The organism is Actinokineospora cianjurensis, from assembly GCF_003663795.1.
Taxonomy (GTDB): Bacteria; Actinomycetota; Actinomycetes; order Mycobacteriales; family Pseudonocardiaceae; genus Actinokineospora; species Actinokineospora terrae.
Map to the genome: position 1 here is coordinate 201112 of NZ_RCDD01000004.1, position 22830 is coordinate 223941.

Genomic DNA, 22830 nt, shown 5'->3' on the forward strand with positions numbered 1-22830 from the left:
AGGGAAAGGGCCACCAACCGGTGTGGTTGGTGGCCCTTTCGCCGGGTGGGTGGCGTTACTTGGACTCGGTGTCCACGCCGCTGTCCGCACCGGTGTTCGTGGTGTCGGTCAGGTTGTTGGTCAGGTCGCTGACCGCGTCGGTGACCGGGGCGGTCACGTCGGTGACGGTGTCGGTCACGTCGGCGACGACATCGGTGACCGGGGCGACCGGGCTGGTGGTGTCGGTGTTGCCCGTGCTGGCGTTGTGGCTGTGGGTGCCGCGCAGGTCGAGGTCGATGTCGGCGTCGATGTCGAGGTCGAGCAGGTCGCCGTCGAGCAGGTCGTCGAGCAGGCCGTGATTGCCCAGCAGGTCGCCGTCGAGGTCGAGGATGTCATCGAGGTCGAGGTCGTCGAGCAGGTCCAGGTCGAGGTCCAGGTCGATGTCCAGACCGTCGAGCAGGTCGCCGAGCAGGCCGTCGCCGTCCAGCTCCTCGTTGAGGATCCAGAGCGCGTCCTCGACGTCGATGTCCAGGTCGGCCGCGAGGTCGTTGGCCCAGTCGAGCAGGTGCTCGAGCTCGTAGATCGAGTCGTGGTCGGCGAGGTCCTCGAGCAGGTCGTCGTCGAGACCCGCGATGTCGATGTTCGCGTTCGCGAGGAGGGTGACGACCGCGGACACCGGGATGTCCGTCGCCTCAGCGGAGGCCGTCGGGGCCGCGAAGCCGACGGCGAGAGCCGTGGCAGTTGCCAGGAAACCGAGGCGGAGTGCGGCTTTGCGCATGGGGAAGAGCTCCTAGTGACTGGCCGAATTGGACACTCATGAGCGTTCCAGAAGGACAATGGCCCTGGCGAGTCCACATTGGGGTGGCCACGTTCGTGATCGAATTTCGCGCCCGGATGGCCCTTGTACTGCGATTGGTACACCTTCGGGGGAAGAAACCGGCTGCGGTGAGCGGAACTCACTGATCGCCGCGCCCACGATAGGAGGACACCCGTCCGTGGGTGGCGTGATCATAAAAACGCCGGGCCGGAGCAAAAGCCCCGGCCCGGCGTGCTCGGACTGCTCCGATCAGGGGTTGGTCCCGGTGAGGTCGATCAGTGGGCTGGCCACGTTCACCGAGTCGGCGTTGATCACGTTGATGGTCAGGTCCGGCACGATCGACTCGCCGGTGACACCGCCGTCGGTGGTCTCGGCCGCCGCGCTCGTCGCGGTCGCGGTAGCCAGGCCGAGGGTGAACGCGACGAAACCGAGTGCGGTTCCGAGGCGCAGAACTGTTGTGCGCATGCGGGTTTGTGCTCCTAGTCCGGCAGGGGGTTGACAGCGGCTAGCAGCCTGGCAGAACCCGCCGCGCGCGGCGAGTCCACAGTAGAGTGATCACCCGATCGACTGGCTAGCGCTCCCGCACCGCTCCACCACCGGCCGCCCCGTCCGCCTCGGCGTCAGTGGTCGGTTCGGCACTGGCGTTCGCCTCGGTGTCGACGACCGGCTCCGGCGGGACGACGGGCTCGGGGGCGACCGGGGTGTCGACGACGTCCCCGTGGTCGGCCGCCGAGTCCCTGGCCGCCGCGCCCGCGTCGACGACCTCGGTGACCCAGGCGCCGACCTCCTTGGCGATGTCGCGCACGGCGTCCGCGATGATCACCGCGATCTTGCCCGCGTGCGCCGCGGCCGACTCGGCCACCTCCGCGATGGTCTCCCTGGTGCTGTCGAACTCGCCTGCCATGGCCTGCCCCCGTCCCGCTCGCGCCCGCGTTCGCCGCGGCCGTCGACCGACGGTACCGCCGGTCGAGGGGGGAATCCCACCTCGACCGCGGTCCGGTGCGGGGCTGACCAACCGGACCGCGACACCGGTGCGCACCGGCGAAGTGGCCCGGCCGGGCTGTAGGCCGATACCAGGCACGGATCATCTCCAGTCGGAGACGCTCTCGGGGCAGCCCCGACGACCGGGTGCGGGTCGGGGCGGCCGCCTGCTCACCGCCGGGGCGGTCCCACCCGGCGCGGGGCCAGCAGCGACCGGACCATGTTCAGCGCGCGGAACTCCCCGGGCACCCCGGTCGGCCGGATCAGACCGGCCTGGAGCAACCGGTGCAACGCCGCCGCGGCCACCTGCTCCGGGACGCCGCGCTCGCGCGCCACGTCGCGCACCGACCGGCCGGGACCGACGAGCCCGGCCAGTAGCGCGGTGTCGGACCCGCGCAGCCCGTCGAGCGTCGCCGTCACCGCCGCGCGCAGGTCGCCGACGACGCGCCGGGTGGCTGGCCCGGCCGGGGTGGTGAGCTGGAACGGGTCGCGGCGGGCCGCCTCGACCAGCCGCGGCAGCGGGTAGAGCGGGAACCAGCTCGCCGCGGCGATCAGCGCGGCCGGGACGCCGTCGAGCGCGTCGCACAGCTCACGCAGCTCGGCGGCCGGGAACGAGCGGTCCTGGCCCTGGGCGCGCAACCGCGAGACCAGCAGCCGGGTGGCGGGCGAGTCCGGCCCGTCACCGCGCGCGGCCAGCGGCCGCAGCGCGACGGTGTGCGCCTCCGGCCTGGCCGAGGGCACGCGCGCGGTGGTGAGCAGCCGCAGCCGGGGGCATCGGCTCAGCAGCTCGGCCAGACCGGACTCGGGCACCCGGCCGGGCACCCGGTCGTCGACCACCAGGTACGCCGGGGTGTCGCCGACCAGGGCGGCCAGCTCGGCCAGCCGCGGGCTCGCGCCGCCGAGCAGCAGGTCGGCGACCGTGCCGGGCAGCGGGGCCGGGCTCGCGCCGGGGTCGACCCACCACACCGGGTCGGGCACCGCGTCGTGCAGCGCCCTGGCCACCTCGGCCGCGACCCTGCTCTTGCCCACGCCCGCGACGCCGACCAGGGACACCCAGCGGTGCCCGCCGGTGGTGAGCAGCTCGACCACCCCGGTGACCACCCTGTCCCGGCCGACCAGCGGCGCGGCGGCGGTGGGCGGCAGCTGGGACGCGGTGGCGGGTACCGCGCCGCCGGACTGCAGCCGCAGGTGGTCCGACGGGCTCATGTGCAACGCGCGGGCGAGCAGCAGCAGGGTTTGCTTGCGCGGCCGCTCGACCTTGCCGAGTTCGAGGTCGCGGATGGTGCGCTCGCTGACCCCCGAGCGCACCGCGAGGCGCGACTGCGTCATCCCCCGGCGCAGCCGGGTCGCCAGCAGGAACTCGCCGAGCTCGGTGGCCGGGCGGTCCGCCCGCAGTGCCCCGGTTGATCGTGCTGTGTGCATGGTCGTCAAACCTCACAAGGTCGGCCACGCTCGGTGGCGGTGCGATCGACGCGAGTGGACCGCTTGCCGCGCAGACGCTGTGTTCACCCCAGAACGCGCTGCGCGGGCGCAGGCCACGACCGACTGCGTGACCTTAGATCAGCCTCTCGCGTTCCCCAGTTCCCGAAGCCGTGCGCTCCGGGTCATTCGCGATGGTGAGCCCCCATTACCCTCTGAAAGCTATCGGTGTGCGCGATCCGGGACAACCGGCTGTGATCTGCTTCACACGCATTGCCCATCGAGTGGAGCAGTGCGGGCAACTGCGCCGCTCGGAACACCGTCAAAGGGTTCTTTTCGCGTCTTTTCGGCGGTACGTGGTGCGCGATGGCCATGACGTCCGGACCCACCGTGGGTATTCCCCCGGTAAATCGACGGCGCGGATTTCCAGCCTACTATCGGCTACATTTTCCGGCGGCTGGTGGAGTGGACCGGGCCGCCGCCCGGGTCGGCCGAGTGGCAACTGGTGATGACCAGCGGTCGGTGGCCGCAAATGGTACAACTGTACTGTGACCGCCAACACAGTGGTGGGCGTGCCCGCTGAGACCGCGGGGGGCGAGCGGCGGGTCGCGCTCGTGCCGAAGGTGGTCGAGCGGCTGGCCGCCAGGAACATCTCCGTGGTCGTCGAGCCAGGCGCTGGCTCGGCGGCGCTCATCCCCGATGACGCGTATGTCCATTCCGGTGCGGCGCTGGGCGACCCGTGGTCGGCCGACGTGGTGGTCAAGGTCGCGGTGCCGACCGACGACGAGATCGCCAGACTCCGCGCCGGTGCGGTGTTCATCGGCTTCCTGGCCCCGTTGACCCAACCGGAAAAGGCGGAAGCTCTGCGCGCGGCGGGTGTCACGGCGTTCGCGATGGAGTCGATCCCGCGCATTTCCCGCGCCCAGTCGATGGACGCGCTGTCCTCGCAGGCCAATGTCGGCGGGTATCGCGCCGCGTTGTTGGCCGCCGAGCACCTCACCCGGTTCTTCCCGATGCTGACCACCGCCGCGGGAACGGTCCCGCCCGCGAAACTCCTCGTGCTCGGCGTCGGAGTCGCGGGCTTGCAGGCATTGGCGACCGCGCGCAGGCTCGGCGCGCACACCACCGGCTACGACGTGCGGCCCGAGGTCGCCGACCAGGTCCGCTCGGTCGGCGCGCAGTGGCTGGACCTGGGCATCGAGGCGACCGGCAGCGGCGGGTACGCCCGCGCGCTGACCGACGACGAACGCGCGGAGCAGCAACGGCAACTGGCCAAGGCGATCACCGGGTTCGACGCGGTGATCACCACCGCCCAGGTGCCCGGCCGCACCGCGCCGACGCTGGTCACCGCCGAGGCGGTGCAGGGGATGCGCGCGGGCAGCGTCGTGGTCGACCTGGCCGGGGAGTCCGGCGGCAACTGCGAGCTCACCAGTCCCGGCGCGGTCGTCGTCGAGCACGCGGTGACCATCGCCGCACCGCTGAACCTGCCCGCCACCATGCCCGAGCACGCCAGCGAGCTCTACGCCCGCAACGTCGCCGCGCTGCTGGACCTGCTGGTGGCCAAGGACGGGGCGCTCGCGCTCGACTTCACCGACGAGGTGGTCGCGGGTGCCTGCGTCACCGGGCAGGAGGTCTAGATGCTGGTGCAGAACCTCGCCATCCTGGTGCTCGCGGGTTTCGTGGGTTTCGCGGTGATCTCGAAGGTCCCCAACACGCTGCACACCCCGTTGATGTCCGGCACCAACGCCATCCACGGCATCGTCCTGCTCGGCGGTCTCATCGTCGCCGGACTCGGTGCCGAGGGCGTGCTGGACAAGATCCTGCTGGTCATCGCCATCGCCTTCGGCACGATCAACGTCATCGGCGGCTTCTTGGTGACTGACCGGATGTTGTCGATGTTCAAGGCGCCAGGGCGGGCGGGTGGGAGCAAGACCAACCAGAAGAAGGAGCAGCGATGAGCCGCGATGTCGTCATCCAGCTGCTCTACATCGTGGCCTTCGCCCTGTTCATCTACGGCTTGATGGGCCTGACCGGTCCCCGCACCGCGGTGCGCGGCAACTGGATCGCCGCCGCGGGCATGGGGGTCGCGGTCGTGGCGACCCTGCTGACCCCCGGCATGGGCAACTGGTGGTTGATCCTGCTCGGGGTCGGGATCGGCACCGCGGTCGGCGTGCCGTCGGCCAAGCAGGTGAAGATGACCGCGATGCCGCAGATGGTGGCCCTGTTCAACGGGGTCGGCGGCGGCGCGGTCGCGCTCATCGCGTGGGTGGAGTTCCGGGAGAGCCACGGGTTCGACGGTTCGCCCGCGCACGTCGCGGTGGCCAGCCTGTTCTCCGCGATCGTCGGCTCGATCTCGTTCTGGGGCTCGCTGGTGGCCTACGGCAAGCTGCAGGAGGTGATCACCGGTCGCCCGGTCGGGATCGGCAGGCTCCAGCAGCCGCTGAACCTGGTGCTGCTGCTGGCCTCGATCGCCTTCGCGGTGGTGATCATCGGTGGCGGCGACGCGCAGCTGCTGATCATCGGGCTGCTGCTGGCCTCGGCCGTGCTCGGCGTGATGGTGGTGCTGCCGATCGGCGGCGCGGACATGCCGGTGGTCATCTCGCTGCTCAACGCCCTGACCGGCCTCAGCGCCGCGGCCATGGGCCTGGCGCTGGACAACACCGCACTCATCGTGGCAGGCATGATCGTCGGTGCTTCCGGCACGATCCTGACCAACCTGATGGCCAAGGCGATGAACCGGTCCATCCCCGCGATCGTCGCCGGTGGGTTCGGCGGTGGCGGGGGCGGCGGCACGACCCAGGCCACCGGCGACCAGACGGTCCGGCGCACCAGCGCCTCGGACGCCGCGATCCAGATGGCCTTCGCCAACCAGGTGATCATCGTCCCCGGCTACGGGATGGCGGTGGCGCAGGCCCAGCACGCGGTGCGTGAGATGGCCGAGTTGCTGGAGTCGCGCGGGGTGTCGGTGTACTACGCCATCCACCCGGTCGCGGGCCGGATGCCCGGCCACATGAACGTGCTGCTGGCCGAGGCGGACGTGCCCTACGAGCGGCTCAAGGAGATGGACGACATCAACCGCGAGTTCGCCCGCACCGACGTGGCCATGGTCATCGGCGCCAACGACGTGACCAACCCGGCCGCGCGCACCGACCAGGACTCGCCGATCTACGGCATGCCGATCCTCAACGTCGACGAGAGCCGCTCGGTGATCGTGCTCAAGCGCGGCATGGCGCCGGGGTTCGCGGGCGTCGACAACGCGCTCTACTTCGACCCGAAGACCACCATGCTCTTCGGTGACGCGAAGGCGTCGGTCGCCGATGTCACGGAGGAACTGAAGGCGCTCTGAGACCCTTCTGCCATGCTTGGGCCGTTCGGCCCGGCTGGTTGGAGGACCTCATGCAGTGGACCCTGGAAGTCGTCGTCGTGCCGGTCAGCGACGTGGAGCGGGCGAAGGCGTTCTACGCCGACCGGCTCGGTTTCCACGTCGACCACGACACCCAGGCCGGGTCGGTGCGGTTCGCGCAGCTCACCCCGCCCGGCTCGGGCTGCTCGATCGTCATCGGCATGGGGTCGATGGAGCCCGGATCGCTGCAGGGCCTGCAGCTGGTGGTCAACGACATCCGCGCGGCGCACGCGGAGCTCGTCGCGCGCGGGGTCGAGGTCGGCGAGGTCCAGTACGCCTCCCGCGAGGGCGGTTTCCGGCCCGCGACCGACGACGACGACCTGAACAACTCGGGCTTCCTCTTCTTCAGCGACCCGGACGGCAACGGCTGGGCAGTGCAGCAGATCACCGCGCGGCCGTGAGACCGCTCGCCCTGTACCGGCACCCGGTCGAGCGGATCGGTCTGCTGTGGACGGCGTCGGCGTGCCTGCTCGGGGTGGTGCTCGCGGTGCTGCTGTGGACACCGGAGAGCGGGCTCGACAAGGTCCTGTTCGTCGCGGCGGCCTGCACCACGGCCGCCGCGACCGGTTACCAGGCGCTGTTCCCGTACTGCTTCATCCGCGACGGCAAGCTGGGCGTCCGGACCGTCCGCGGCCTGCGCACGGTAGTGCTGGCCGATGTCGACGGCCTGTGGCGGCGCGACGCGCGCGCCCCGCTCGGCCGCGGTGTGTACCGGTACCCGGCGATCACGGTGGGCGACAAGGTGATCCCGCTCGACCGCGCCCACTACCGGCCCGGGTACCGCAGGGAGCGGCGGATCGAGGAGTTCCTCAGCCAGGTCGAACCTCAGGGTGCCACCACCTCCGGGATCAGCTGACCGCGAGTCGGTTCGGCGGAATCACCACCGGCCTTTTCGGACCGCAGGCGACGTCTGTGGTTAATCGCGGAACCAGTTGACTTCGCTTACCTGGTGCACCGTGGTGTTTTCGTGCCGCACGCGGCCGGTCTCAATCGACCGCTCCGGTTTCGGAGGATTCCGCGACGTGGAATGCGAGCCTGTGTCGCAATAGTGGTGGGCGTGGCACACTCGGGAGATGGGCGAACGCGGGCTGTTCGGACCGGACTCGGTGACCTGGCAGCTGCACGCCGACCCGGCGATGTGGCTCGGCGGCGTCCGTAGCCTCTACCTGCAAGCGCTGCACCCGAGGGCGGTCGCGGCCATCGTGCAGAACTCCGACTTCCGCACCGACCCGCTCGGCAGGCTCAAGCGCACCGCAGACTTCGTCGGCGTCACCACCTACGGCACGGTGCAAGAGGCGCACGCCGCCGCCGCGAGGGTCCGTGGTGTGCACCGCGCCTTGCGCGCGACCGACCCCGAGAGCGGTGAGACCTACCGGATCGACGACCCGGAACTGCTGCTGTGGGTGCACTGCGCCGAGGTGTCGTCATTCCTCGCTGTTGTCCGCCGCGCGGGCTACCCGCTGACCAAGGTCCACGCCGACCGCTACTTGCACGAGCAGCGCGCCACCGCCGCGCTCGTCGGTCTCGACCCGGACGAGGTGCCCGGCTCGACCGATGCCATGCGCGCCTACCTGCGCGAGATCCGCCCGCTGCTGCGCCGCACCCCCGACGCGGACGTGATCTACGCCTTCCTGCACCGCCCACCGCTGCGCGGGCGGCTCGCGTTCGGCGTCGCGCTCTACGAGCCCACCATCGGACACCTGAGCTACTCGCTACTGCCCACCTGGGCCCACCACCACTACGGCCGCTCCCCGTACCCCCGGGGCATGACCACGGCGCTGGCCAGGGCGTTGCGCTCCACCGCGCCGCACCTGCGCGGGGTCATCCGGGCCCTGGGAGCCCCCGAACCCGCCGTCGTCGCCGCCGTGCGCAGGCTCGGTGCGTGGTCGGCCCCCTCGCCGCACCGGTTGCCCGCCTAGCGGCCTGGCCCTCGGCGGCCTGCCTGCCCGTGGCGGGTGTCCGGGCAGGCGGCGGCGCCGGGACCGCGGTCACCCTCAGGAGGTGCCGTGGGCTTCCTGGAACTTGGTCACCAGCGCCTGCGGGATGCGGCCGCGCTCGGCGATGTTCTCCCCCTGGGAGCGCGCCCATTCCCGAATGGCCTGGTTGTCCAACCGGGTCGGGCCGAAGCGGCGCAGGGTGCCGTTGCGGGCTTTCCTGCCGTCGGTGCGCCTGGCGTGCCCGACGTACTGGGCGAGGGAATCTCGCAGTCGTGCGGCGTTCTCTCTCGAGAGGTCGATCAGGAACTCCACGCCGTCGATGGCGAAGGCGACGGTCTCGTCCGCCCGGCCACCGTCGATGTCGTCGACGAGTTCCACAACTGTCTTCTGCGCCACGGTTTCCTCCGCGTGATGAGAGTTCGTTTCCCGGCCCGGTCCGGCGGCTAATTCCATCGCCGGTCCCGGCCGCGGTCCGGGTATTGCTGAACCGATCGGGGGAAGCGTATCGGTAGCCCGGTCGCGGAACCAGCCAGCGCCCCGGGGCGGCGGTCCCTTTATTAGTACCCCATCGGGGGTAGCCGGTCCACTAGCGAGAAAGCGACGTGCCCGGTTGGTCCGAACCGGGCCGTATGGCCTGCTTCCGATCCAGCGTTTTCGCAGCTCAGACCCGTAAGTGGAATCGGGGGTCGTAAACCGCCACCCGTTCGGCGGTAATTGCCTACCAGGCAACATGGGGGTCGGTCAGGTATTTCCGGCGGCCCAATCCGGGCCTTCTCGCTTGGCGGCCCGCCGGCGTTACAGTTCGCCCATGACGCACCCGCTGACCGCGTTCCCCCGGCTCCCGCTCGGTCATTGGCCGACCCCGCTCGACGACTGCCCCAGGCTCGCCGCCGCACTCGGCGTCAGCCGCCTGCTGGTGAAGCGCGATGACGTCAGTGGATTGGGGGTGGGTGGCAACAAGCTGCGAAAACTGGAGTTCCTGCTCGGTTCCGCGGTGGCCGACGGGGTCGAGCAGGTGATCACATTCGGCGCCTTGCAGACCAACCACGGCAGGCAGACCGCTGCCGCGTGCGCGCGCCTGGGTCTGCGGTGTGATCTTGTGCTGACCCGCGCCGTCCCGCGATCGGGTGAGGCTTATGAGCGGTCCGGGAACATGGCGCTGCACCGTGTCTTCGGGGCGAACATCCACCTCTGCGCCGATGAACACGAGGTTGCCGAAAAGCTGCGCGAGTTGACCGCCGACGCCGCCGAGCACGACCGGACCGCCATCACCATCCCGGTCGGCGGCTCGAACGCCACCGGGGTCCTCGGGTACGTGTCCGCGACCGCCGAACTGCTCACCCAACTCGACGCGGCAGGCATCACCCCGGACCGGGTCGTCGTGCCGGTCGGCAGCGCGGGCACCGCCGCGGGCGTCGCGCTCGGCCTGGACGGCCGCTCGATCCGCCTCGACGCCGCCTGCGTGTCGCACACCGCCGACGAGTCCCGCGCCGACATCACCCGCCTCGCCACGGATACCGCCGCCCTGCTCGGCGCCCCCGAGCCCGCGCTGGCGACCCTGCACACCGACGACCGCGCGGTCGGCCCCGGCTACGGCATCCCCACCCCGGACGTGTGGGCCGCGCTGGCCCTGTTCGCCCGCACGGAGGGCATCACGCTCGACCCCGTCTACACCGGCAAGGCGGCCGCCTACCTGGTGGCGGCCGCGCGGTCGGGGGAGATCGGGCAGGCCGAGACCATCGTCTTCCTGCACACCGGTGGACTGCCTGGCCTGTTCGCCTACGCGCCGGAGGTGGCGGTCGAGTTCGGCGGCTAGCCGACCCGGTGCAGCCAGGTCACCGGCGCGCCATCACCGGCGCGCCGGTACGGCTCCAGCGCCTCGTCCCACGAGGCGCCGAGCAGTTCGTCGACCTTGAACGCGAAGGACTCACCACCGCGGGCGGAGGCGGCGATGGCGCGCAGTTGGTTCTCGTCCACGACGATGTCGCCGCTGGCGCTGGTGCGCGCCCGCCACAGGCCCAGCGTGGGGGCGTAGCAGTAGCGCTCGCCGTCCATGCCGTGGCTGGGTTCCTCGGTGACCTCGAACCGGGTCATCGGCCACGCGCGCAGGGCGGCGGCCAGTTTCGACCCGGTGCCCTGTTCGCCGGTCCACGCGCATTCCGCGCGCAGCAGACCGGGGGCGGCCGGTTGCGCTGTCCAGCGCAACTCGGCGCGCACCCCGAGGGTGCCCGAGATCGCCCACTCGACATGCGGACAGACCGCAGCCGGCGACGAGTGGACGTACACCACACCTTGGGTGTTGCCACGGGTGCTCACTGCTGACCTCCGCTGCTCGACGAGGATCGTCTTCCCCTACGTCCTGCGCCGGAACGGGTGTCTGCTGACCACACGCGGTATTCCCGGCGCCATTGTGCCCTGCCACCGGACACTTTGGCCACACGAACCCCGAAATCACCCCACGCCCCAGCAATTGCGCCCGGAATGCGGGCACGGCGCGGCCGGGGCGGTGGTTTTCCCCCCGACCGCCCCGGTTGATCTTCCCCAGAAGACGCGCGGGACGGGGCGGAGTTGCGTGAAGTCGTGATCTTTCCGCGATCGGGCTACCCCGACCCGGTGAGACATGGGCGGGTCTCCGGCACGTGCGGCCATCTCGTCACTCGGTCGTGTGGTGCTCCCGCTAGCGTGTCATGCCATGGTGGGAATCCCACCAACTCGCTGCCGGAGGTGACGCCCGTGCGCTTGGTCCGCGTCGGTGAGACGACGTCCGAGGTGGGCATGCACGTGCGGGCCGCGCTGACCTCGTGGGGCCGCGGCGACGCGGTCGCGGGCGGGATCGCCCTGCTCGGCGTGCGGGTACCGGGGTTCGGCTCCGCGGTGGAGGCGGTGGTCCTGCTGCCCCGCGGCGTGCTCGTGGTGCTCGGCGTCGACCTGCCGGACCCGGCGCTGCGGCTGGAGGCCCCGCTCGAGGACCGCTGGAAGGTCGACGGCTGGCCGATCAGCAGGCCGGACGGGCCGGTGAACCCGGCGGCCAACGCGCTCGGCGCCACCGCTGCGGTCGCGGCCCTGGTCCGCGAGAAACAACCGCGCCCACTCCCGGTGTGCACCGTTGTCGCGGTCGGTCCCTATGTGTCCCAGGTCGACCAGCCCACCGCCGACAAAGACCGGGGTGTTCGGATTCTGCACCCGGAACCGATGACACTGCTCGCGGTCGCCAGGGAACTCGCCGTGCACACCCGGCCGTGCCCCATTGACGAACTCCGCCGGGTGCTCGCCGTTCTGGAACCGGGTTCGACGCTCACCGACGACGACCTGGCCGCCGAGGGATTCCCGGACGGCCTCTCCGCCGAGGCCGCCGCCGAGCGCACCACGATCCTGCCGCTGACCGCCCTGCGCCGCCCCGCGCCTGCCGCCAAGCCCAAGCGGGTGCGCTGGTGGCCGGTGGTGGCGGCGGTTGTCGTCGCGCTGGTGCTCGTGGTCGGCATCGCCGTGGCGGTCAGCGCCGACAACTCCTCGACCGGACCCGCGCGCGGCACCGGGGCCCCGGCGCAGGCGGCCGTGGAGTTCGCGGGCGTCGGCACCGCTTCGGCCACCGACTGCGCCGCCCACACCGACGGCGAGGTCCGGACCTGGCTGGAGCGCAACGGCTGCGCCCGCCTGCTGCGCGGCCGCTTCGAGGCCACCACCACCGGCCACCGCGCCGCCGTCCTCGTCGGCGTCCTGCGCTTCACCGGCAGCACCTCGGCCGCCGAGCTCAAGTCCGTCCTCGACCGCCCCGGCGCCGGGACCGTGCTCGACCAGGCCGCCGAGGGCGTCGCCTGGCCGGGCGGGGCGGTGCCGCCGTTCCAGACCGCGCTGCGCGCCTCCGGCCGCGAGGGCAACAGCGTCAAGCTGGTCCAGGTCGTGTGGCTGGACCAACCCTCCACCCAGGACGACCCGGTGCTGCGCGAGATCGTCGGCCGGGCCATGCGGATCACCCTGTCGGGCTGAGTTCCCCGGCGCGCCTGTGGCAGGCTGGCGGCGTGCATCCGGCCCCTGACCAGGAGCGCCAACGGTGGCTGCTCCCGGTGATCCTCGTCGCCGTGGTCGCCGCCGCCGCGGCCGCCATGGTCGCCAGGGAGCTGTACGCGACCGTCGCGGTCGAGCGGCAGTCCCAGTCCGCCCCGATCCTGCCCAGCGCGAGCGCCATCCCGATCAGCGCCCAACCGGGCCCCCGCGACGTCCGCGCCACCCAGGACGCCACCGGCCACCCGCTCTACGAGACGGTCCGCCAACTCCTGCAGACCTACTTCGACGCCATCAACGGCAAGAACTACGCCCGCTGGAAGACCACCGTCACCGAGGCCCGCGTCAAGGACATGCCCGAGGACACCTGGCGCGCCGCCTACCGCACCACCCAGGACGGCAGCGTCGTCGTCTACCGCATCGAGACCGGCCCCGTCAGCAACGCCAGGATCCTGCTCACCTTCGTCAGCAAACAAGACCCCGCCGACGCCCCGCTGGAACTGCCCGCCGAGTGCATCCGCTGGAACGTCATCTTCCCCCTCACCGAGGTAGAGGGCGAATGGCGCATAGACGCAGGCCCCACCGGCGCCTCACCACAACACGACCGCTGCTGACCCACCGTTCGGCTGCTCAGGCGCCGGACGACTCTTCGGACCACCGTGCGTTTGCCAGCCACGCGTACCCCGCCCGAACGCGCACCCTGTTTCGACCGAGCGCCCCGCTCCCGACGGGCGCCCTGCCCCGAGCGCCGCCCAGTCCCCAACGGTCGCCTAGCCCCGAGCGGGAGTCCGCTCCCAACGGGCCACCCCGCCCTGAACGCGCACCCTGTCCCGATCTGGCGCTCTGTCCTCCCAGGGCCGCCCCGCGCCGAACGCCCAACGGCCGCCCTGCCCCGAACGCCCAACGGCCGCTTAGCCCCGAGCGGGAGTCCGCTCCTGACGGGGCACCCGCCCTGAAGGCGCACCCTGTCCCGATCTGGCGGCCTGTCCCAACGGGTCGCCCGCCCCGAACGCCCCAAGGCCGTGTTGCCTCGAGCGCGAGCCCGCTCCCAACGGGCCAGCCCGTCCTGAACGCGCACTCCGCCCCAAGCGGGCCACCCTGCCCCGAACGTGACAACGGCCGTCCCGCCCCGAACGCGACCTTGCCCCGAACGGGAGCCCATTCCCAACGCGCCACCCTGTCCCGAACGCGCACCCTGTCCCTATCGGGCACCCCGCCCGGAACACGCACCCCGCCTCGAACGGGTGCCCCGTCCCCAACAGGGCCCCGCCTCGAACGGCCACCCGATCCCCACGGGCCACCCTGCCCTGAACGCCCCAACGGGAGCCCCGGCCGCAACGCCACTCCTTGCCCCCACCGAGCCCTCTTAGCCGCCCTCGCGCCCGCGGTCCCGACCCTGCCCAGCCCCCACCCGCTCCGGGGGGCGGCCCTGTGCCAGTCTATCGGTACCCCCCGACAGGCGATCTTGAAAGCGCCCCTCCCAAGATCCAGATGTGGATAACTTCTGTCGCTGGAACGGGTGAATCTCGGCGGTCGACAGGAAAGGTTCCCGCTGGTCACAGCCATGGCGGGCAGGGAGAAGACGGCGCCGTGGGAGCGGGGGGCGGAAGTGGCTTTCAGAGGGGGATGTTGCCGTGGGCGCCGCGGCCTGCGGGGGCGGCGGCCAGGGCTTCGGCTAGGCGGCGGCGGGTGTGGTGGGGGGCGATGACCTCGTCGACGACGCCGATGGCTACTGCTCGGTCCACGCCGCCTGCGACGCGTTCGTGGGTGGCGGCGAGGTGGTCGTGCAGGGCCTCGCGCTCGTCGTCGGGGGCGGCGGCGAGTTGTTTGCGGTTCAGGATGCCGACGGCGGCTCGGGCGCCCATGACGGCGACCTCGGCGTCCGGCCAGGCGAACACGGCGGTGGCGCCCAGGGAGCGCGAGTTCATCGCCACGTAGGCGCCGCCGTAGGACTTGCGGGTCACCAGGGTCACCCGGGGGACCACGGCCTCGGCGAACGCGTGCAGCAGCTTCGCGCCCCGCCGCACCACGCCGTCCCACTCCTGGGCGACCCCGGGCAGGTACCCGGGCACGTCCACGACGACCAGCAGCGGCACCCCGAAGCTGTCGCACAGCCGGACGAACCGCGCGGCCTTCTCCGCCGACAGGGAGTCCAGGCAGCCGCCCTTGCGCAGCGGGTTGTTGGCCACGACCCCCACCGTGCGGCCGCCCAGCCTGCCGAGGCCGATGACGATGTTGGGCGCCCAGCGGGCCTGCAGTTCCTCGAACTCGGCCACCCCGGCCGCATCGCAATCGAGGATGCCGCGCAGCAACGGCTTCACGTCGTACGCGCGGTTGCGCCGCTCGGGCAGTAGATCGCGCAACGGTTGCTCGTCGCGCACCGCGTGCAGGTCGAACAGGCCGGGCTTGGCGAACAGGCAGGTGATCCGCCGCGCTCGGACATACGCGTCCGGCTCGTCGGCGGCGACCACGTGCACCACGCCGGACTTGCGCCCGTGGGCCTCGATCCCGCCGAGGCCCTCCTGGTCGATCTGCTCGCCGGTGACGCTGCGCACCACGTCCGGGCCGGTCACGAACACCCTGCCTGCCGGGGACATGATCACCACGTCGGTCAGCGCGGGCCCGTACGCGGCGCCCCCGGCGGCCGGACCGACCACCACGCTGATCTGCGGCACCCGCCCGGACGCGCGGACCACCGCGGCGAACACGGTGCCCACCGCGTCGAGCGACTCGACCCCCTCCGCAAGGCGTGCGCCGCCGCAGTGCCAGATGCCGAGCACCGGGCAGCGTTCGCGCAACGCCGTGTCGATCGCGGCAACGATGGTGGCGCAGCCCGCCGCGCCCATCGCCCCGCCCATCCGGGTCGCATCGGTGCAGAAGGCGACCACTCGCACGCCATCGATGCGACCGCGGACGGCGAACACACCACTGGCGTCCTCGGGCCGCAACGGCGACAGCGAGTCCTCGTCGAGCAGGGCCGCGAGGCGCACCCGCGGGGTCCGCGGGTCCACCTCGCGCTCGCTGTCGGGGCGTGGTGTCAGCGTGACCAGGGCGGTCATCTGATCCGAACTCCTCTTGTCCCTAGCCCCCTCTGGCTTGAGACCCGCCGAAGACCCGCGGTCAGGCGGCGGTGAACAGCACGGCCACGTTGTGGCCGCCGAAGCCGAACGAGTTGTTGATCGCCGCGGCCAACTCGACCTTGCGCGGCTGACCGGTGACCACGTCCAGGCCGACCTTCGGGTCGAGGTTCTCCAGGTTCCTGGTGGCCGGGATCGTGCCGTAGTAGATCGACAGCAGCGTCACGATGCTCTCCACCGCGCCCGCCCCGCCGACCAGGTGGCCGATCGATGCCTTCGGCGCGGTCACCACGACGTGCTCGCCGAGCGCCTTGCGGATCGCGGCCGCCTCGCCGATGTCGCCGACCACCGTGGAGGTCGCGTGCGCGTTGACGTGGGCGACGTCGCCCGGGGTCAGCCCGGCCATGCGCACCGCGTTGGTCATGGCCGCGATCTGGCCGATGCCCTCCGGGTGGTTGCCGGTGATGTGGTGCGCGTCGGAGGTCATGCCGTAGCCGGACACCTTCGCGTACACCCGGGCACCGCGGGCCGCGGCGTGGTCGGCGCGCTCGAGCACCACCACACCCGCGCCCTCGCCGAGCACGAACCCGTCCCGGTCGACGTCGAAGGGCCGCGAGGCCCGCTCCGGCGCGTCGTTGCGGGTGCTCAGCGTCCGCGACTGGCAGAAGCCCGCCACGGTGATCGGGTGGATGCACGCCTCGGCGCCGCCAGCGACCACCACGTCGGCCCGGCCGTTCTGGATCATCTGCCAGGCGTTGGCGATGCCCTCCGCGCCCGAGGCGCAGGCCGAGGCCACCGTGTGCACCCCGGCCCTGGCGCGCAGCTCGATGCCGACGTGCGCGGCCGGGCCGTTGGGCATCAGCATCGGCACCGTCAGCGGCGAGACCTTGCGCAGACCGTGCTCCTCCAGGATGTCGTCCTGGTCGAGCAGGGTCACCGGGCCGCCGATTCCGGTGCCGATGCTGATCGCGAGCCGATCCGGGTCGACCGGTTCGTGCTCGTCGGTCGGGATGGCGAACCCGGCGTCCGCCCAGGCTTCCCTGGCGGCGATGACCGCGATCTGCTCGCACCGGTCGAGCCTGCGGGCCTGCACCCTGGGCAGGACCGCGGTCGGCTCGACGGCCAGCGTGGCGGCGAGCTTGGCAGGCAGGTCGAACCGCTCGACCCACGGTGCCGTGTTGACCCTGACGCCGTTGTTTCCGGCGAGCAGGGCATCCCAGGTGGACGAGACGTCACCGCCGAGCGGCGTGGTGGCGCCCAGCCCGGTGACGACGACATCGACGTTGCTCATCGGGTTTCCTTCGCGAGCGGGATGGGGGAACTCGCCGGCGCTCGGCCGGCACTGAGGGGGGAGCGGGTGGAGCCGGGCGGGTGGTGCTGGGGAGTGCTCGCGTCTCAGACGTGCTTGGAGACGTAGTTGACGGCGTCGCCGACGGTCTTGAGGTTCGCCAGCTCGTCGTCCGGGATCTTCACGCCGAACCGGTCCTCGGCCTGCACGGCGATCTCGACCATCGACAGCGAGTCGATGTCCAGGTCGTCCACGAAGGACTTGTCCGCGGTCACGTCGTCGGTCGCGACCCCGGCGACCTCTTCGACGATCTCGGCAAGGCCATCGAGGATCTGGGCGTCGCTCGGCTTCTCCGACATGCGAGGTGTCCTTCCTAGTGTTCGAACCCGCCGGGTACGACACCCGGCGGGGAGTTGCGGTGCCCCTGGGTCAGGGGCAGATCACGACCTGCCCCGCGTAGGACAGGCCGGCGCCGAACCCGATCAGCAGCGCCACGTCGCCCGGCTTGATCCGGCCTGCGGCGCGCATGTGGTCCATGGCCATCGGGATCGAGGCGGACGAGGTGTTGCCGGAGTGCACGATGTCGTCGGCGACGACCATGTCCTCCCTGGCGCCGACGGCGCGCAGCTTCTTGGCGATCGCCTCGACGATGCGCAGGTTCGCCTGGTGCGGGATCAGCACGTCCACCTGCTCCGGGCTGACCCCGGCCGCCTCGAGGGCGCGCAGCGCGATCGGCGCGATCTTGGTGGTGGCCCAGCGGAACACCGACTGGCCCTCCTGGAAGATCCACCGGTCGTCGCGCATCCCGATCATGTCGACCAGGTCGCCCGCGCTGCCCCACACCACCGGTCCGATGCCGGGCTCGGTCGACGGGCCCACCACCGCGGCACCGGCGCCGTCGGCGAAGATGATCGCGTTGGCCCGGTCGGTCGGGTCGACCCAGTCGGTCAGCTTCTCCGCGCCGATCACCAGCACCCGCTTCGCCGACCCGGACCGGACCAGGTCCGACGCGGTGCCCAGCGCGTAGCAGAAGCCCGCGCAGGCGGCGTTGAGGTCGAACGCGCCTGCGGCCTTGACCCCGATCCGGTCGGCGACCTGGGCGGCGCCGTTGGGGATCGGGGTGGGCATGGTGCAGTTGGCCAGGATCACCGTGTCCACATCGGTCGGCGCCAGGCCCGCGTTGGCCAGCGCCTTGGACCCGGCGGCGACCGCCATGTCGACCAGCTTGAGGTCCGGCCCGGCGAAGCGGCGCTCGGCGATGCCGACCCGCTCGCGGATCCAGGTGTCGTTGGTGTCCATGTGCTGGGAGAGCTCGTCGTTGGTGACGATCCGCTCCGGCTGGAACGAGCCGACGCCCAGGATGCGGGTGGCCGTGGCGGTCTGGGCCAAGCGCAGCGCCGTCATGCCGCACCCCCGACCAGCTCGACGACCGCGTCCAGGTCGTCCGGGGTCTTGAGCGCCACGGTCGGCACCCCCTTCAGCTCGCGCTTGGCCAGTCCCACCAGGGCACCGGCGGGTGGGAACTCCACGATCGCGCCGACCCCGCGCTCGGCGAGGGTGGCCTGGCAGCGGTCCCACCGCACCGGGCTGGTGACCTGCGCGACCAGCCGCTCGAGCACCTCGGTGCCCGAGCCGACCACGGCGCCGTCGGCGTTGGACAGCAGGGTGCGGGTCGCGTCGGCCGGGGTCGACAGGGTCGCCGCGTGCGCGCGCAGCGCGTCCTGCGCCGGGGCCATGTAGTGGGTGTGGAAGGCGCCCGCGACCTTCAGCGTGATCGCCTTGGCGCCCTCCGGCGGCTCGGCGGCCAGCTTCTCCAGCGCGGACTTGCTGCCCGCGGCCACGATCTGACCGGCGCCGTTGCGGTTGGCCGCGATCAGGCCCAGCTCGTCGAGGCGGGCCAGGATGCCCTCCTCGGTGCCGCGCACCAGCGCCGCCATCCCGGTCGGCTCCAGCTCGCAGGCGGCGGCCATCTCCCGGCCCCGCACCGCGGCCAGCGCGACCGCGTCCTCGGCGGTGAGCACCCCGGCGATGACCGCGGCGGCGAACTCGCCGATCGAGTGGCCCGCGATGACGGCGTCGTCCGGGATCTCCACCCGGCGGGCCAGCTCCTCGGCCGCCAGCAGCGTGGCCGCGACGATCAGCGGCTGGGTGATCGCGGTGTCCTTGATCTCGTCGGCCTCGGCGGTGGTGCCCAGCCTGGCCAGGTCGAGCCCGGCCAGCTCCGACCACGCGGCCAACCGCTCGGCGGCACCGGGCAGCTCCAACCATGGGGCGAGCATGCCGGGGGCCTGGGAACCCTGTCCTGGCGCGAGTAGTGCGATCACGTCGTCCAGCCAACACTGCGTCGGCCGTTCGGCTGCATGCCGTCGCTCACCAAGTCGGGGCACCGTGTTTGTGGAGACCCTCCAAATGTCACCACGCTATTACCACCCGAGACGGCCATTCGTTGTCAGTTGTCGCGCGCGACACCATGCCGTTGCCGTCCGTTACCAGAGACCGCGCGACCGTGACAGCCGTCCGACCGCCAGCGCGACCCGCAGCACGAGGGCGTCGCGCGGGTCGCCCGCGTTGCGGCCCGTGAGTTCGGCGGCCTTGCGCAACCGGTAGCGGACCGTGTTCGGGTGCACGAACAGCTGCCGCGCGCAGGTCTCCAGGACCCCGCCGGTGGCCAGGTACGCCTCGACGGTCTCCTGCAGCGCCCCGCCCGCCTCCTCCAGCGGCCGCGCGACCCGGTCGATCAGCTGCCACTCGGCCTCCGGGTCGCCCGCCAGCGCCCGCTCCGGCAGCAGGTCCGCCGAGCGCACCGGCCGCGGCGCGTCCGGCCAGGCGACCACCGCGCGCAGGCCCGACAGCGCGTCCGATGAGCTGCGGTGCGCCTCGGCGATGCTCGACACCGTCGGCCCGGCCACGACGGCGCCGTCGCCGAACGCGGCCGACATCTTCACCAGGACCTCCTGGTCGACTGTGTCCTCGGCCGGTCCGGCGAGCACCACCACCAGCCGGGAGCCCTGCACGCCGAGCAGCACCGGCCTGCTGACCCTGGCCGCCCGGCTGCGCACCTCGTAGACCACGGTCGGCTGGTCGTCCGACGGCGGGTTGCCGACCAGCACGGTCGCCTCGGCCGCCGGGTCCCAGCCCAGCGCCGCGGCCCGCGACAGCAACGACTCCTCGGCGTCGCCGCGCACGATCCCGTCGACGACCAACGCCTCCAGCCGCGCGTCCCAGGCGCCGCGGGACTCGGCCGCCGAGGCGTAGGACATCGCCGAGGCGAACGCGACCTCCCGGCCGTAGCGCAGCACGGCCTCGGACAGCACGGCCCGCTCGGCGTCGTCGGCGGCCAGGCCGGGCACCAGGTCCTCGAAGATCTGCAGCGACACCCGCACCATCTCGACCGTCTGCCGGAGGCTTATCCACCGCGACAGGTCCCTCGGCGCGCCGCGGAAGGTGTCGGTGGTCAGCCGCAGCGCCTCACGCGGGTCGCGCAACCACGCGGTGAACCCGGCGACGCCGTTCTGCGCCACCAGCAGCACCGAGGCCCGCTGGTCGGCGGGCATCCGGCCGAACCAGGCGAACTGCTCGTCCATCGCCGCCACCGCCGCGGCCGCCAACTTCCCCGACGCCCGCTCCACCGCCCCAAGCGTCGCCCCGGACAGCCCCTCCGACGCCGCATTCATCCCACCACTCTCGCACGACCCCCTCCCTTGTCCCCCGGCCCTACCACCCACCACACTTCTCGATCACCGATAGGGGAGGCGCCATGGGGGCTCGGACCAGGTTTTCGGCAGCGGCACTGGTGGTCGTCACACTCACGTCTTGCGCCACCGCGGATCACCGGCCGCGCGCCCAGACCACACCCGGCGACCCGGGTTCGCTCTCGATGTCGGTCGCCCTCGGCGACCTCCCGGTCTTGCACGAGGGCGACCAGGCCGTCGCCACCGGCACCATCCACACCGAACCGGGCCGCCCACCCCGCTTCTGCGCGCCTGCGCCGGTCCTCGGCACCGACACGAACCCCTGCCGCTTCGGGGTCCCCATCACCGGCATCGACCCCGATGGCCTCCCCACCCCCGTGACCCTCCGCGGCACCTGGCGCGGCGACACCCTCGAAGTGTCGACCCAGGAACCCACTCCTCCCACCGCGACCGACACCGACATCTCCGTCCCCTGCCCCGCCCCTACCGGCGGCTGGAAACCCGGCAACGACGCCGACACCAAACGGCTGCACGAGTACGTCCACGGCCACCCCGAGGACTTCCGCCCCCTCCGCGTCGGCTGGCCCAACGGCTTCCCCACCACCACGACGACCGAGGCGGTCACCCGCGTCCCCCAGGTGATGGTCGTCGAGGTGGCCCACGGCGATCCCGCGGACGTCCGCAAAGCCCTGGAACCCCTCTACCAGGGCAACCTCTGTGTGACCCCCGCCCCAGCCGACACCCTCTCCATCGCCGACCAACAACACGTCCGCGACGTCACCGAGAAGGCGATCGAGCCTTTCATGGCGGACCCCACCACCGGCATCTACGCCACCACAACCGCCGACAAACTCACCGTCGACCTAGTAGTCCTAACCCCCGCCCTAGCCGCCCGCCTCACAACCCCCCCCCCCCCCCTGATCACCCTCCACCCCTGGCTACACCCCACCACCACCTAACCCCCACCCCACACACCCACCGCACGACCAAGAATCGAATGCCCCCCACCAGTTCCCCATGGGCGACAACCCCATCGTCTACACACCTTGATGCGACGGCTTGATGCGACGGCCGAAGGCCAAGCGAATAACCCCCGCTACCTTCGCCGCCCCCGCCCCGCGAGCGACAACCCCATCGGTCACATACCTTGATGCGACGGCCGAAGGCCAAGCGGAAACCCCCACGCTGGTCCCGGCGCCCGCCGCCCCCTGGGCGACAACCCCGTTGTTACACACCTCGATGCGATAGCCGAAGGCCAAGCGGAAACCCCGCTGGTTCCGGCGCCCGCCGCCCCGTGGGGGTCTGGGGGGTCGCCCCCCAGATACAACAACGCCCGATCCCCCTGAGCGCGTTCCGCGAACACGCAAGGCGAATCGGGCGGGCCGCCCGGCATGTCGGTGCGCTCGATGCCGGGCGGCCCATCTCCCCGGTCCCCACCGGTAGTTCCACTATGGAACGTGACGGGGGCCGATGCCAGGCGAGGCGGGGGAGTTCCCTCTTTCGTGGCATATCGCCGGGGGGAACATCGGGGGTGGGCTGGGTGTTGGGACTGGCTGTCGCCTGCGGTGAGGGGGAGTGGTGGGGGTTCTGCTGGAGAGTTCGGTGACCGTGTTCGGTCAGCGGATCGCGTTGGCGGAGTTGTTCGGGCAGTTCTTCGCGTTGGCCGTGGTGTTCCTGGCGCGGCGCCGGTCGATGCTGACGTGGCCGGTGCAGTTGGCGTCGGTGGTGCTGCTGTTCTGGGTCTACGCCTCGGCGCACCTGGGTGGGTTGGCGGTGCGGCAGGTCGTGGTCGGGGTGATCGCGGTCTACGGGTGGTGGGCGTGGGCGCGGCGCAGGGACCCGGTGTTCGGGGTGGCTGTGCGGCGCGCCACGGGTCGGGAGTTGGCGGTGACGGCCCTGGCCTTCGCGGCGGGCACGGCGGCGTTCGCGAGCGTGCTGGACGCCTTGGACGCGTCGTGGGCGCCGTGGCCGGACGCGGCGATCTTCGTCGGGACGGTGCTGGCGTTCGCGTTGCAGGCGTGGGGGTTGGTCGAGTTCTGGTTGGTGTGGCTGGTGGTCGACGCGATCGGGGTGCCGCTGCAGCTGCGCGGTGGCCTGTGGTTCAGCGCGATCGTCTACACCGTGTTCGCCGGGCTCGTGATCCACGGCTGGGTCAGCTGGTACCGCTCGGCCAAGCGCCAGGTCCCCGCGACCGTCTAGACGCGAACGGCCGGGTCCCCTCCGACGAGGGGACCC

At 71.8% G+C, this 22830-nt stretch carries 23 protein-coding genes; 11 read left to right on the forward strand and 12 right to left on the reverse strand.

Features of this window, described 5'->3' with window-relative positions; genetic code table 11:
- Positions 1–55: 55 nt before the first annotated feature.
- The 4 genes from CLV68_RS23600 to CLV68_RS23615 form a co-directional block, all read right to left on the reverse strand.
- A complete protein-coding gene (locus CLV68_RS23600; protein ID WP_121393097.1) occupies positions 56–757 on the reverse strand; it encodes a hypothetical protein in 702 nt (233 codons plus the stop codon).
- Positions 758–1045: 288 nt separating this feature from the next.
- Positions 1046–1261, reverse strand: coding sequence for a hypothetical protein (locus CLV68_RS23605; RefSeq protein WP_121393098.1), 216 nt, complete (start codon positions 1259–1261; stop codon positions 1046–1048).
- A 106-nt stretch (positions 1262–1367) separates the two neighbouring features.
- Entirely contained in the window at positions 1368–1700 is a 333-nt protein-coding gene (locus tag CLV68_RS23610) for a hypothetical protein (protein ID WP_121393099.1), read from the reverse strand.
- Positions 1701–1948: 248 nt separating this feature from the next.
- Positions 1949–3199: a helix-turn-helix domain-containing protein gene (locus CLV68_RS23615; RefSeq protein ID WP_121393100.1), complete on the reverse strand. Its 1251-nt coding sequence runs from the start codon at positions 3197–3199 to the stop codon at positions 1949–1951.
- A 545-nt stretch (positions 3200–3744) separates the two neighbouring features.
- Between CLV68_RS23615 and CLV68_RS23620 the strand changes: the two genes are divergently transcribed.
- The 6 genes from CLV68_RS23620 to CLV68_RS23645 all read left to right on the forward strand — a co-directional run bounded on the left by CLV68_RS23620 (position 3745) and on the right by CLV68_RS23645 (position 8518).
- Complete coding sequence (locus CLV68_RS23620; RefSeq protein WP_121393101.1) at positions 3745–4833, forward strand: Re/Si-specific NAD(P)(+) transhydrogenase subunit alpha; 1089 nt, start codon at positions 3745–3747, stop codon at positions 4831–4833.
- On the forward strand, positions 4834–5154 hold the full coding sequence (locus CLV68_RS23625) for an NAD(P) transhydrogenase subunit alpha part 2 (RefSeq protein ID WP_092776939.1): 321 nt from the start codon (positions 4834–4836) through the stop codon (positions 5152–5154).
- Entirely contained in the window at positions 5151–6542 is a 1392-nt protein-coding gene (locus CLV68_RS23630; RefSeq protein WP_121393102.1) for an NAD(P)(+) transhydrogenase (Re/Si-specific) subunit beta, read from the forward strand. The genes CLV68_RS23625 and CLV68_RS23630 overlap by 4 nt, the downstream gene beginning before the upstream one ends.
- A gap of 50 nt (positions 6543–6592) precedes the next feature.
- Positions 6593–7000 (forward strand): VOC family protein, encoded by a 408-nt coding sequence (locus CLV68_RS23635; RefSeq protein ID WP_121393103.1) that lies wholly within the window; start codon positions 6593–6595, stop codon positions 6998–7000.
- On the forward strand, positions 6997–7455 hold the full coding sequence (locus CLV68_RS23640; protein WP_121393104.1) for a hypothetical protein: 459 nt from the start codon (positions 6997–6999) through the stop codon (positions 7453–7455). Before CLV68_RS23635 ends, CLV68_RS23640 begins: the two co-directional genes overlap by 4 nt.
- A gap of 217 nt (positions 7456–7672) precedes the next feature.
- Positions 7673–8518: an oxygenase MpaB family protein gene (locus CLV68_RS23645; RefSeq protein WP_121393105.1), complete on the forward strand. Its 846-nt coding sequence runs from the start codon at positions 7673–7675 to the stop codon at positions 8516–8518.
- Between the two features lie 75 nt (positions 8519–8593).
- Here the strand turns inward: CLV68_RS23645 and CLV68_RS23650 are convergent, their stop codons facing one another.
- Positions 8594–8932 carry a histone-like nucleoid-structuring protein Lsr2 gene (locus tag CLV68_RS23650; RefSeq protein WP_121393106.1) on the reverse strand — a complete coding sequence of 113 codons (339 nt, stop codon included), beginning with the start codon at positions 8930–8932 and terminating at the stop codon, positions 8594–8596.
- A 412-nt stretch (positions 8933–9344) separates the two neighbouring features.
- On the opposite strand from CLV68_RS23650, the gene CLV68_RS23655 reads away from it, so the two are divergent.
- Positions 9345–10352 carry a D-cysteine desulfhydrase family protein gene (locus CLV68_RS23655; protein ID WP_121393107.1) on the forward strand — a complete coding sequence of 336 codons (1008 nt, stop codon included), beginning with the start codon at positions 9345–9347 and terminating at the stop codon, positions 10350–10352.
- On the opposite strand, the gene CLV68_RS23660 is transcribed toward CLV68_RS23655, so the two are convergent.
- Complete coding sequence (locus CLV68_RS23660) at positions 10349–10852, reverse strand: DUF3145 domain-containing protein (protein ID WP_092776915.1); 504 nt, start codon at positions 10850–10852, stop codon at positions 10349–10351. The two genes, CLV68_RS23655 and CLV68_RS23660, sit on opposite strands and share 4 nt — an antisense overlap.
- 417 nt (positions 10853–11269) lie before the next feature.
- Between CLV68_RS23660 and CLV68_RS23665 the strand changes: the two genes are divergently transcribed.
- Entirely contained in the window at positions 11270–12523 is a 1254-nt protein-coding gene (locus tag CLV68_RS23665) for a hypothetical protein (protein WP_121393108.1), read from the forward strand.
- Between the two features lie 32 nt (positions 12524–12555).
- Positions 12556–13152, forward strand: coding sequence for a hypothetical protein (locus CLV68_RS23670; protein WP_147460139.1), 597 nt, complete (start codon positions 12556–12558; stop codon positions 13150–13152).
- A 1002-nt stretch (positions 13153–14154) separates the two neighbouring features.
- On the opposite strand, the gene CLV68_RS23675 is transcribed toward CLV68_RS23670, so the two are convergent.
- The 6 genes from CLV68_RS23675 to CLV68_RS23700 form a co-directional block, all read right to left on the reverse strand.
- Positions 14155–15597, reverse strand: a complete 1443-nt coding sequence (locus CLV68_RS23675; protein WP_121393110.1) for an acyl-CoA carboxylase subunit beta — start codon at positions 15595–15597, stop codon at positions 14155–14157.
- Positions 15598–15658: 61 nt separating this feature from the next.
- Positions 15659–16906 (reverse strand): beta-ketoacyl-[acyl-carrier-protein] synthase family protein, encoded by a 1248-nt coding sequence (locus CLV68_RS23680; RefSeq protein ID WP_121393111.1) that lies wholly within the window; start codon positions 16904–16906, stop codon positions 15659–15661.
- A gap of 104 nt (positions 16907–17010) precedes the next feature.
- Positions 17011–17262 (reverse strand): acyl carrier protein, encoded by a 252-nt coding sequence (locus CLV68_RS23685; RefSeq protein WP_092776905.1) that lies wholly within the window; start codon positions 17260–17262, stop codon positions 17011–17013.
- A 70-nt stretch (positions 17263–17332) separates the two neighbouring features.
- Positions 17333–18307: a beta-ketoacyl-ACP synthase III gene (locus CLV68_RS23690; RefSeq protein WP_121393112.1), complete on the reverse strand. Its 975-nt coding sequence runs from the start codon at positions 18305–18307 to the stop codon at positions 17333–17335.
- The gene (locus CLV68_RS23695) at positions 18304–19227 is read right to left on the reverse strand and encodes an ACP S-malonyltransferase (protein WP_121393113.1); all 924 of its coding nucleotides are present in this window, start codon (positions 19225–19227) and stop codon (positions 18304–18306) included. Before CLV68_RS23695 ends, CLV68_RS23690 begins: the two co-directional genes overlap by 4 nt.
- Positions 19228–19389: 162 nt before the next feature.
- Complete coding sequence (locus CLV68_RS23700) at positions 19390–20577, reverse strand: PucR family transcriptional regulator (protein WP_121393114.1); 1188 nt, start codon at positions 20575–20577, stop codon at positions 19390–19392.
- Between the two features lie 203 nt (positions 20578–20780).
- Here CLV68_RS23700 and CLV68_RS23705 point away from each other — a divergent pair, with 203 nt between their 5' ends.
- Both CLV68_RS23705 and CLV68_RS23710 read left to right on the forward strand, forming a co-directional pair.
- Positions 20781–21554, forward strand: a complete 774-nt coding sequence (locus CLV68_RS23705) for a hypothetical protein (RefSeq protein WP_147460140.1) — start codon at positions 20781–20783, stop codon at positions 21552–21554.
- Between the two features lie 619 nt (positions 21555–22173).
- A complete protein-coding gene (locus CLV68_RS23710) occupies positions 22174–22794 on the forward strand; it encodes a nicotinamide mononucleotide transporter family protein (RefSeq protein ID WP_121393380.1) in 621 nt (206 codons plus the stop codon).
- Positions 22795–22830: the final 36 nt, after the last annotated feature.

Coding starts and splice junctions, on each gene's coding strand:
- CLV68_RS23600 (WP_121393097.1), bottom strand. CDS start 757: ATGCGCAAAGCCGCACTCCGCCTCGGTTTCCTGGCAACTGCCACGGCT.
- CLV68_RS23605 (WP_121393098.1), bottom strand. CDS start 1,261: ATGCGCACAACAGTTCTGCGCCTCGGAACCGCACTCGGTTTCGTCGCG.
- CLV68_RS23610 (WP_121393099.1), bottom strand. CDS start 1,700: ATGGCAGGCGAGTTCGACAGCACCAGGGAGACCATCGCGGAGGTGGCC.
- CLV68_RS23615 (WP_121393100.1), bottom strand. CDS start 3,199: ATGCACACAGCACGATCAACCGGGGCACTGCGGGCGGACCGCCCGGCC.
- CLV68_RS23625 (WP_092776939.1), top strand. CDS start 4,834: ATGCTGGTGCAGAACCTCGCCATCCTGGTGCTCGCGGGTTTCGTGGGT.
- CLV68_RS23630 (WP_121393102.1), top strand. CDS start 5,151: ATGAGCCGCGATGTCGTCATCCAGCTGCTCTACATCGTGGCCTTCGCC.
- CLV68_RS23635 (WP_121393103.1), top strand. CDS start 6,593: ATGCAGTGGACCCTGGAAGTCGTCGTCGTGCCGGTCAGCGACGTGGAG.
- CLV68_RS23645 (WP_121393105.1), top strand. CDS start 7,673: ATGGGCGAACGCGGGCTGTTCGGACCGGACTCGGTGACCTGGCAGCTG.
- CLV68_RS23655 (WP_121393107.1), top strand. CDS start 9,345: ATGACGCACCCGCTGACCGCGTTCCCCCGGCTCCCGCTCGGTCATTGG.
- CLV68_RS23675 (WP_121393110.1), bottom strand. CDS start 15,597: ATGACCGCCCTGGTCACGCTGACACCACGCCCCGACAGCGAGCGCGAG.
- CLV68_RS23680 (WP_121393111.1), bottom strand. CDS start 16,906: ATGAGCAACGTCGATGTCGTCGTCACCGGGCTGGGCGCCACCACGCCG.
- CLV68_RS23685 (WP_092776905.1), bottom strand. CDS start 17,262: ATGTCGGAGAAGCCGAGCGACGCCCAGATCCTCGATGGCCTTGCCGAG.
- CLV68_RS23690 (WP_121393112.1), bottom strand. CDS start 18,307: ATGACGGCGCTGCGCTTGGCCCAGACCGCCACGGCCACCCGCATCCTG.
- CLV68_RS23700 (WP_121393114.1), bottom strand. CDS start 20,577: ATGAATGCGGCGTCGGAGGGGCTGTCCGGGGCGACGCTTGGGGCGGTG.
- CLV68_RS23705 (WP_147460140.1), top strand. CDS start 20,781: ATGTCGGTCGCCCTCGGCGACCTCCCGGTCTTGCACGAGGGCGACCAG.